This window comes from Streptomyces incanus (assembly GCF_042656345.1).
Taxonomy (GTDB): Bacteria; Actinomycetota; Actinomycetes; order Streptomycetales; family Streptomycetaceae; genus Streptomyces; species Streptomyces incanus.
Window position 1 is genome coordinate 76004 of the sequence record NZ_JBHSPC010000082.1, and the last position, 7676, is coordinate 83679.

The 7676-nt window shown below is 72.7% G+C and carries 6 protein-coding genes; 2 read left to right on the top strand and 4 right to left on the bottom strand.

Going from position 1 to position 7676, the window contains the following annotated elements:
- Nucleotides 1-117 precede the first annotated feature (117 nt).
- From ACFP2V_RS24975 to ACFP2V_RS24990, 4 genes are all read right to left on the bottom strand, one after another.
- The gene (locus tag ACFP2V_RS24975) at nt 118-357 is read right to left on the bottom strand and encodes a putative leader peptide (protein ID WP_381216710.1); all 240 of its coding nucleotides are present in this window, start codon (nt 355-357) and stop codon (nt 118-120) included.
- Between the two features lie 27 nt (nt 358-384).
- On the bottom strand, nt 385-957 hold the full coding sequence (locus tag ACFP2V_RS24980; RefSeq protein ID WP_381216714.1) for a GNAT family N-acetyltransferase: 573 nt from the start codon (nt 955-957) through the stop codon (nt 385-387).
- A 352-nt stretch (nt 958-1309) separates the two neighbouring features.
- Nucleotides 1310-2641 (bottom strand): hypothetical protein, encoded by a 1332-nt coding sequence (locus ACFP2V_RS24985; RefSeq protein WP_381216717.1) that lies wholly within the window; start codon nt 2639-2641, stop codon nt 1310-1312.
- Between the two features lie 503 nt (nt 2642-3144).
- Nucleotides 3145-4779 (bottom strand): acyl-CoA dehydrogenase family protein, encoded by a 1635-nt coding sequence (locus tag ACFP2V_RS24990; protein WP_381216720.1) that lies wholly within the window; start codon nt 4777-4779, stop codon nt 3145-3147.
- A gap of 87 nt (nt 4780-4866) precedes the next feature.
- Here ACFP2V_RS24990 and ACFP2V_RS24995 point away from each other — a divergent pair, with 87 nt between their 5' ends.
- Nucleotides 4867-6054: a YihY/virulence factor BrkB family protein gene (locus ACFP2V_RS24995; protein WP_381216723.1), complete on the top strand. Its 1188-nt coding sequence runs from the start codon at nt 4867-4869 to the stop codon at nt 6052-6054.
- 209 nt (nt 6055-6263) lie between these two features.
- The gene (locus tag ACFP2V_RS25000) at nt 6264-7199 is read left to right on the top strand and encodes an AraC family transcriptional regulator (RefSeq protein ID WP_381216726.1); all 936 of its coding nucleotides are present in this window, start codon (nt 6264-6266) and stop codon (nt 7197-7199) included.
- Nucleotides 7200-7676 lie beyond the last annotated feature (477 nt).

Consider the following 7676-nt stretch of genomic DNA (forward strand, 5'->3'; position numbering starts at 1 on the left):
ACGATGCATGGGCAGCCATGCGGGTCATCGCGCGGGAGTTCGTGAAGCGAAGCGGAACCGGGCGGTACCGAGCGGGGCGGACCGGGGAGGAGCTGTCGGGTGCTGCTGAACGTGCTCTCAGCGCGCCGGACAGATGGCGCTGGACATGCGGCCGAGGTCGACGTGCCGCCGACTCACCAAGGCAATTCCCGTTCCAGGCATGACGGAAGCGTGGCACGGAGATCTGGACACAGTCCAGCTTCGTCCAATATGCAGACATCTTCGTCTCATTATGAGAGACGGGGGTGGTCTTGGCCGCAGGCGGCGTGGGCGGCCCTGTCCGCACAGCTCAGAAGGGGGGAACGTCGTGCGGCTCATGCGCGGGGCGTACGCGGGGCATGGTGCTCAGGCAGGATGGGCTCCCGGCCACGGGCCCGGGGTGGCGCTCTCGGGCTCCTCCTCGACCTTGGTGTCGAACAGCCGGAAGCCCCGGCGACGGTAGTTGTCCATGGCGTGCTCGCCGTCCTTGCTGCACGTGTGCAACCAGACCCGCCTGGTCGGCTTTCGGCCCGGCCACCGCTCCGCCAGATCCCAGGCCCGCGCGACGCCGTACGACAGCAGGTGCCCGCCGATGCGCCGGCCCCGGAAGGCCGGGATCAGCCCGAAGTAGACGATCTCCACGACCCCGTCGTCCTGCGCCTCCAGCTCCACGTACCCCGCGGGCGTCCCCCGGTCGTACGCCACCCAGGTCTCCACGCCGGGCCGGTCCAGGTGCTCCAGCCACTGCGCGTACGTCCAGCCCAGCCGGTCGGTCCAGCGGATGTCACCCCCGACCGACGCGTACAGGAAGCGGCTGAACTCCGGGGACGGCACCTCGGAGCGGACGGCCCGTACGTCCCCCTGTGGCACGGCGGCCGGCAGGAGATCGGTGGGCGCGGTCTGCTCCAGGGACCAGGTGGTCACGGCGATGGTCGTCATGCCGGAAAGGGAACCATCCGGCGCGGACGTCTGTCGAATGCCCGGTTCGCGTATCGCGGAGAGCGCAGGCCCTGGGTCCGTCCGGCGGATCGGGTCGGAGGTGACGGGCGGTACTTGTCCGGCTGGGGTGAGCGGGGGCTGGTGCGTGCGGCTGCGCGGCGGAGAAGGAGGTCGATGAGGAGCGATGGGGCCCCTCCTGTTCATGGGGTCCCCCCGCTCGAGCGGAGCCGAGAGTGGGGGAGAAGCCGAGAGGGGGGAGAGTGACGACAACGCGGCTGGGGGCCCTGCTCGAAGAGCTGGGGGGGAGGGCGCGCAGGCCCCCGCGTCTTCGGCGTGATCCGCCGGACAGGCCCTAGTCCAGCGAGCCGTCGACGGAGGTCAGGGGCAGGGCGAAGAGCATGCGGCCGGACTGGGACCACACCTCGCCGGTCTCCTGCCAGTAGGACAGGGACGCCGACGCACCGCTCCAGCAGCGGTGCGTCTCGTCCGCCCCGCACCGGGTGGGCCGGGCCCCCTCCGTGTCCTGCCGCCACAGCGTTCCGCGCTCGTCAGGCGTTCCGGTCATCCGGCCCAGGTACCAGCCCGACCCGTACGACAGCACACTGCGCACATGGGTCAGCTTCGTCTCGTACGCCGAGACAGGGTCCACCTTCAGCAGCGGGTCCGTGGCCAGCAGTCCCGCACGGGCCCTGTCGTCGTCGAACGCGTACCGCCACAGGCGGGTCGGCCCGTCGTGGTCCTCGGTGACCGCCTCGTGCGCGACCAGGCTGTCCGGCGCCGTGCTGCGGTCCAGGGAGATACCGCCCGGCCGCGGGGCGTCCGCGTCAACCGTCCGGTACGCGGCGACGGCGGGCAGGACGTACCGCGCCCCGGCCGCCGACCAGCCACCGGGCACCCGCCCGACCGTCGAGCCGTCCACGGTGGCCCGCTGGACGCGGTCCACGTCGTACACGTACAGCGCGCTGCCGTCCCCCCGCCCTGCGGTGACCAGCAGCTTGTCCTGGTACCAGACCATGCCCGTCACGGGGGAGACCAGGCCGCGGTAGTCCTGCCCCTCGGCGACCGGGACGGCGAGCTGCGCCCAGGTGTAGCGGAGGTCGGCGGGGTCACCGGCGTCGATGAACGCGACCCGGGCGAGCCCCTGCCCCGCGCCGGCACCCACCACGGCGGGGCCCTGCGCGGCGGTGCCGTCCGCCGTGGTGCCGCCCTGGCTCCAGGCGGAGAGCACCACCCGGCTGGGCCCCCAGTGGCCGTCGTCGTCCGCGTCCCCGGACGTGGTGACGGCGCCGGGACGCCAGCCCTCGACGTCGGCGCCGTCCCAGCAGTACGCGCGTGTGGCGGCGGGTTCGACGGGCAGCGCGCGCTTGTCGTCGTCCGTACAGGATCCCGCGTCGCGCAGGGAACCGTCGGTGTCGTCGAGCACGGCCCGGACGCCGACGGGCCGGCCCATCTCGGAGGAGAGCCGGTCGAGCCATTCCGGCGGCACGTGGTCCTCGGACAGCCGCAGCGGCGCGGTCTCGGCGGACGCGGTGAGCGGCTTCAGCGCTCCGGGGTCGTCGGCGTCGGTGGCCTGCGACGTGCTGATCAGGGTGGCCGCCGCGGTGAGCGCGAGCGCGGTCCCGGCCAGCGTCGCCCGCAGCGCCCTGCCCCGCTTGTGCCGACGATGTCTGCCGCGATGCTTCATACCGTCCTCCCGAGGCGGGCCAACTGCGTCCGGCGATCCGACCGTCCGACCGTGGAGCAGGTGAGGGTGGCCCGGGGAGCGATGCTACGGCAGACGACCCCCCGGAAGGACGAAGACCCCGCAAATCCGCAGAACACTCAGCCCGAGGGGCGCTGATGTGCTGTGCTCGGGCGTCAGGGCCGATGGCTCCGGCCTCCAACCTCCGGCCTCAGAGTCCATAGTGCCGTGCGCCCCCGGCGAGGTCGTTCAGCGCGGACACAGACAGCGGCAAGTTGCAACCCCCTGCAACCCTGGTGAACCGTCCCGCACTGCTTGAAACTTGAGCGACGCCGTCCCGAGCGGCGTCCACGGCTCCAAGGGGCCTGTGCGGCGGGGGTGGTGCCGTGTCGGCGCGGCACCACCCCCGCGTCGCACCCGGGCGGGCGTGCCCGGGGCGTCAAAACCGGCTCGTCCTGGCCGGATTGCCCCGCTCGAGCCGCCGCCGGGGCAGTCCTCCGTCCGTCTCACACCTCCGGCCGGGCCCGTTCCACCACCGACGCGAGGTCGAGGGTGTGCGGCAGCGTCCCGAAGGCCATGCCCCCGTCACCCCCCAGTCGTGCCGCGCAGAACGCGTCGGCGACCTGCGGCGGCGCGTACCGCACGAGCAGCGAGCCCTGGAGCACCAGCGCGAGCCGCTCCACGAGCCGCCGCGCGCGCCCCTCGGCACCCTCCAGGTCGGCCAGTTCGGTCAGCAGGTCCTTGATCGCGCCGTCCAGCCGGTGATCGGCCCCGCGCGCCCGCCCGACCTCGCCGAGGTACGCGTCCAGCACCTGCGGATCCCGGCTCAGCGCGCGCAGCACGTCCAGCGCCTGGACGTTGCCCGCGCCCTCCCACACCGAGTTCAGCGGGGACTCGCGCACCAGTCGGGGCATCCCCGACTCCTCCACGTACCCGTTGCCGCCCAGGCACTCCGCCGCCTCCACCGCGAGGGGCGCGCACCGCTTGGTCACCCAGTACTTGGCGGCCGGAACCGCGATCCGCAGCAGCGCCCGCTCCCGCTCGCTCCCGTCGTCGTAGGCCGCGGCGAGCCGCAGCGCCAGCGTGGTGGCCGCCTCCGATTCCAGGGCGAGATCGGCCAGTACGTTGCGCATCAGCGGTTTGTCGATCAGCTTGCCGCCGAACGCCTCCCGGTACGTGCAGTGGTGCACCGCCTGCGCCACGGCCTGCCGCATCAGTCCCGCCGAGCCCAGGACGCAGTCCAGCCGGGTCGCCGCCACCATGCCGATGATGGTGCGCACGCCACGCCCCTCGTCCCCGACCCGCCGCGCCCACGTCCCCGCGAACTCGACCTCCGAGGACGCGTTGGACCGGTTGCCCAGCTTGTCCTTGAGCCGCTGGATCAGGAACACGTTGCGCGAGCCGTCCTCGAGCACGCGCGGCACCAGGAAACAAGTGAGCCCTCCGGGCGCCTGCGCCAGCACCAGGAACGCGTCCGACATCGGCGCCGAGCAGAACCACTTGTGCCCGGTCAGCTCGTACGTCCCGTCCTCGGCCAGCGGCCGCGCGGACGTCGTGTTCGCCCGTACGTCGCTGCCGCCCTGCTTCTCCGTCATGCCCATCCCGAAGAGCACGCCGGGCTTCTCGTGGGCGGGCCGCAGCGCCCGGTCGTACACCGCCGAGGTCAGCCGCGGCTCCCACTCGGCGGCGAGCGCCGGATCCGCGCGCAGGGCGGGCACGGCCGCGTGCGTCATCGACAGCGGGCAGCCGTTCCCGGCCTCGACCTGCGACCACACCACGAACCCCGCCGCCCGCCGCACGTGCCCGCCCGGCCGCGCCCACGCGCCCGTCAGACCTGCCGAGACGCCCTTGCCGAGCAACCGGTGCCAGGCAGGATGGAAATCGACCTCGTCGATCCGGTGCCCGTACCGGTCGTGGGTGCGCAGCCGGGGCGGGTTCTCATTGGCCTGCACCCCCCATTCCTGCACCTGGGCGGAGCCGGAGGCGCGTCCGAGCGCCGACAGCTCGGACAGGCCCTCGTCCAGCAGCGACGGGTCCAGATGCCGTTCGACGGCCTCCGTCAGCGCCCGGTCGGCGGTGAACACGTCGTACTGCGCCAGCGGCGGCGCCTGGTTGGTCACGGTGTGCGTGGTACCTGCCATGAACACGAACCTACCCGGCGCAGCCCTCCGCATCACCTCGCGACCCTTAGGGTGAGGCCGACCAGGCACGACGGATACCTTTGGTTCGTGCAGCCAGCAAGCGAACCCCCCGACGAGCCCTCCGGCCGACTTCACCGGGCCCGAGCCCTGTACCGCAATGTCTCCAAGCGCAGGACCGTCTGGCTGCTGCTCAAGGACACCGTCAATTCCTGCATGGAGTACCGGATCCTGGGCCTGGCCGCTGAGGCCGCCTTCTTCACCCTGCTGTCGGTGCCCCCGCTGCTGCTCAGCATGATCGGCCTGCTCGGCTACGTCGACACCTGGACCGGCGCCGAGACCACCCAGAGCCTGCGGACCAACATCCTCGAGGCCTCCCGCACCGTGCTGTCCGACCGGGGTGTGCGCCAGATCGCCGAGCCGATCCTGGACGACGTGATGAAGGGCGGCCGGCCCGACGTCATTTCCATCGGCTTCCTCTTCGCCGTGTGGTCGGGCTCCCGCGCGGTGAACGTCTTCATCGACACCATCACCGTCATGTACGGCCTCGACGGTGTGCGCGGCATCGTCAAGACCCGGCTGATGGCCTTCCTGCTGTTCATCGTGGCCCTGCTGATCGGCTCGGTCGCGCTGCCCCTCATGGTGGCCGGCCCCGACGCCGTGGTCAGTGTCGTCCCCTGGTCGACGACGCTCGTACAGATCCTCTACTGGCCCGTGGTGATCCTGCTGTCGGTCGCCTTCCTGACCACGCTCTACCACGTCTCCGTGCCCGTACGGTCCCCGTGGATCGAGGACGTGCCCGGCGCGCTGGTCGCCCTCGCCATGTGGGTGTTCGGCAGCTTCCTGCTGCGGATCTACCTGACCAACACCATCGAGGGCCCCACCATCTACGGCTCCCTCGCCGCCCCCGTCGCCGTACTGCTGTGGATCGGCGTGTCCGCCTTCGCCGTGCTCGTCGGGGCCGCGGTCAACGCCGCGATCGACCGGGTCTGGCCGGCCGCCGCGACCGCCGCCGCCCGCGAGGCGAACGAACGGCTGCGGCAGGCGCAGGTCGCCGAGTACGTCGCCCGCACCGCCCCGGTGGACGACGACGAGGCCGACCCCGACATGCCCGCCGAGTTCCCCGAACGCTGGTCCCGCTTCCTGCCCCCCGAGGACATCGCGGCCCGCCTGCGCACTCACATGAAGAGCAGCCACCACCACCCGAAGAACGGGGAGGAAGCGAACGGTCCGGCGTCCCCGCCGGACGACGCGTCCCCGCCGGACGACGAGAAGTGAACGGGGCGCGGGCCGCCGCCTCGGCCGCCCGCGCCCCCGGCTCGCGGTGCGCCCGCGGCCACCGGTGACGACGACGGTCATGGTGTCCGTGCGAGCCATGGCCTGCGTGTCCTCCGTCCGCCGTGTCATGCGGACAAGCCGGCGCGTGCCTGCCCTCCCGGACCGTCTCCGAACAGCTCATCCCGTCAGCCCGCGTCTACGCCGGCCCCATGGACGCTCTCACCGGCCTGCTGGAAGGCCCCCGCGCCCGTGGTGCGTTCATGATCAAGGCCTGTTTCGACCCGCCCTGGTCGGTCCGGATCGAGGACCGGTCCCCGCTGACCGTGATGCTCCTCGTCCGCGGCGAGGCCTGGCTGGTGCCGGACGGCGGCGACCGGCGACTGCTGCGCCCCGAAGACCTCGCCATCGCGCGCGGCCCCGGCCCGTACACCTGCGCCGACGACCCCGACACCCCGCCGCAGGCGCTGATCCTGCCGGGCGGGGAGTGCCGCTACCCCGACGGACGCCCCATGAACGGTGTCATGGACCTCGGCGTCCGCATCTGGGGCGACAGCACCGACGGTGCCACGGTCATGCTCATCGGCACCTACCGGATGCGGGGCGAGATCGGCGGCCGCCTGCTCGACGCGCTGCCGCCCCTGCTCCTCCTCACCGCCGACGACTGGGACTGCCCGCTCAGCCCGATCCTCGCGGCGGAGATCGTGCGGGACGAACCCGGCCAGGAGGTCGTCCTCGACCGGCTGCTCGACCTGCTGGTCATCGCCGCGCTGCGGGCCTGGTTCGCCCGCCCCGAGGCGGCACCGCCCGCCTGGTACGGGGCGCTGGGCGACCCTGTCGTCGGTCCGGTGCTGCGCCTCCTCCAGGACGACCCCGCCCGCCCCTGGACGGTCGCCGCGCTCGCCGCGAAGGCCGGCGTCTCGCGCGCCGCGCCGGCCCGCCGCTTCACCGAACTGGGCGGCGAGCCCCCGATGACGTACCTCACCGGCCGGCGCCTCGCCCTCGCCGCGGACCGCCTCCGCGATACGGACGACCCCCTCGGCGCGATCGCCCGCCACGTCGGTTACGGCGGTGCCTTCGCCCTGTCGACGGCCTTCAAACGGGCGTACGGCGTCAGCCCGCAGGAGTGGCGGACGCGGGCCGCGTAGCGTCTCTGATCAGCTGAGTGAACCTATGTGAACCGTAGGGTCCGGTGGGGGTTCTGCCCACCTGGGCGGGGAGGCGTGAGTGTGGAGATGGAATCCCGCGCCCAGTGCTGCTCCGCGTGGCCGGTGGCCGGTGGTGGGTGTGCTGGTCGTCGTCACGTCCTGGTGCCGGTGGGCTGCGCGGGGCAGCCGGGTCCGGTCCGTGTGAGCGTGTCCCTCCGGACGCTTGCCCGCCGGGCCTTGTGGTCTGGTGGGGGAGGGTGTCCGGCGTCGCCTGGGCGTCGGACGTGCTGTCTGATGCCGGGTGGGTCCGGTCTTGGACCGGTCCCGGCCGGTGCCGGTGGTCAAGGTGATGGCGGCTTTGGCTTCGAGTCTGTCGACCACGGAGCGGATGACCATGGCACCGCCGGTGCGGTCCACCACGGTCTTGGCCTGGTGGGTCAGGCCGCGTGCGGCGATACGCTTCCACGCGCCCGCGTC

Coding starts and splice junctions, on each gene's coding strand:
- ACFP2V_RS25000 (WP_381216726.1), top strand. CDS start 6,264: ATGGACGCTCTCACCGGCCTGCTGGAAGGCCCCCGCGCCCGTGGTGCG.
- ACFP2V_RS24975 (WP_381216710.1), bottom strand. CDS start 357: ATGAGCCGCACGACGTTCCCCCCTTCTGAGCTGTGCGGACAGGGCCGC.
- ACFP2V_RS24980 (WP_381216714.1), bottom strand. CDS start 957: ATGACGACCATCGCCGTGACCACCTGGTCCCTGGAGCAGACCGCGCCC.
- ACFP2V_RS24985 (WP_381216717.1), bottom strand. CDS start 2,641: ATGAAGCATCGCGGCAGACATCGTCGGCACAAGCGGGGCAGGGCGCTG.
- ACFP2V_RS24990 (WP_381216720.1), bottom strand. CDS start 4,779: ATGGCAGGTACCACGCACACCGTGACCAACCAGGCGCCGCCGCTGGCG.